The sequence below is a fragment of the Pseudomonas sp. P5_A12 genome (assembly GCF_056400685.1).
In genome coordinates this window covers 1-1,818 of the sequence record NZ_JBFUKU010000535.1, presented here as the reverse complement: position 1 = coordinate 1,818, position 1,818 = coordinate 1, and the positions used below count along the sequence as shown (strand labels likewise).

Below are 1,818 nucleotides of genomic sequence, written 5' to 3'. Positions count from 1 at the left end.
TGGCGGTACTCAGTACCACGCTGGTGGCGGTGATCTGGCAGCTCGGGTTGATGCACTTCTTTGGCTTCGGGCTGGATCCGTACTCGATGCTGGTGCCGTTCCTGATCTTCGCCATCGGTATTTCCCACGGCGTACAGAAGATCAACGGTATCGCCTTGCAGTCCAGTGAGGCCGACAACGCGCTGACCGCTGCGCGACGCACATTCCGYCAGCTGTTCCTGCCGGGGATGATTGCGATCCTTGCGGATGCGGTGGGCTTCATCACGCTGCTGATCATCGACATTGGCGTGATCCATGAACTGGCCATCGGCGCGTCCATTGGCGTGGCGGTGATTGTGTTCACCAACCTGATCCTGCTGCCGGTGGCGATTTCCTACGTCGGTATCAGCAAACGCGCAGTGGAACGCAGCAAAAAGGATGCAGTCCGCGAGCACCCGTTCTGGCGCCTGCTGTCGAACTTTGCCAGCGCGAAAGTCGCACCGGTGTCGATCGCCCTGGCCTTGCTGGCCTTCGGTGGCGGTCTCTGGTACAGCCAGAACCTGAAAATCGGCGACCTCGATCAGGGTGCACCTGAACTGCGTCCGGACTCGCGCTACAACAAGGACAACAACTTCATCATCAGCAACTACTCCACCAGTTCCGACGTGTTGGTGGTGATGGTCAAGACCAAGGCGGAGGGCTGCTCACGCTATGAAGCCATGGCGCCGATCGACGAGCTGATGTGGAAGATGCAGAACACTGAAGGCGTGCAGTCGGCTATTTCCCTGGTGACCGTATCCAAGCAGATGATCAAGGGCATGAACGAGGGCAACCTGAAATGGGAAACCCTGTCGCGTAACCCGGATGTGCTGAACAACTCCATCTCCCGTGCGGATGGCCTGTACAACAACAGTTGCTCCCTGGCGCCGGTGCTGGTGTTCCTCAACGATCACAAGGCGGCAACGCTCGATCGCGCGGTGCATGCGGTGCAGGAATTCGCCAAGGAGAACAACAAGGACGGCCTGGAATTCATCCTCGCAGCCGGTAACGCCGGTATCGAAGCGGCCACCAACGAGGTGATCAAGGAGTCCGAGCTGACCATCCTGATCCTCGTCTACATCTGCGTCGCGACCATGTGCATGATCACCTTCCGTTCGTGGGCGGCGACCTTGTGCATCGTGTTGCCACTGGTGCTGACGTCAGTACTGGGCAACGCCCTGATGGCGTTCATGGGCATCGGCGTGAAAGTCGCGACGCTGCCGGTGGTGGCGCTGGGTGTAGGGATTGGCGTGGACTACGGCATCTACATCTACAGCCGCCTGGAAAGTTTCCTGCGTGCCGGTCTGCCGTTGCAGGAAGCCTACTACCAGACGCTGAAGTCCACCGGTAAAGCGGTACTGTTTACCGGTCTGTGCCTGGCCATCGGTGTGTGCACCTGGATCTTCTCGGCCATCAAGTTCCAGGCCGACATGGGCCTGATGCTGACCTTCATGCTGCTGTGGAACATGTTCGGCGCGCTGTGGCTGCTGCCTGCGCTGGCGCGTTTCCTGATCAAACCGGAGAAACTGGCTGGACAGAAGGGCAACTCGCTGTTCGCTCACTGATCCACGCCTGAAATAGAAAAGCCGCAACCCAGGTTGCGGCTTTTTTTATACGTGCGCCAGGCATGGCGCGTTGCGCGCAAGCGCAACCAGCTTGGCTGTGGTGGCCTCGCTGGTGACTTGGAGGTGAAAGTCCTCTACACACCCGGCAAGGGGAAGTGTTAGCCAGAGGCAAGGGTGTCGCGGGTGACCGCGAATCTGAAGGAAGCCCGAGGCAAAATGCTGGCCTGACGAACAG

General features: G+C 59.2%; 1 protein-coding gene. It reads left to right on the top strand.

Annotated features, from left to right (window positions below; genetic code table 11):
* Positions 1-1,583: efflux RND transporter permease subunit (locus AC1DSG_RS30835; protein ID WP_477794244.1), on the top strand; the 1,583-nt coding region annotated here is incomplete at its 5' end.
* Between the last annotated feature and the right edge of the window lie 235 nt (positions 1,584-1,818).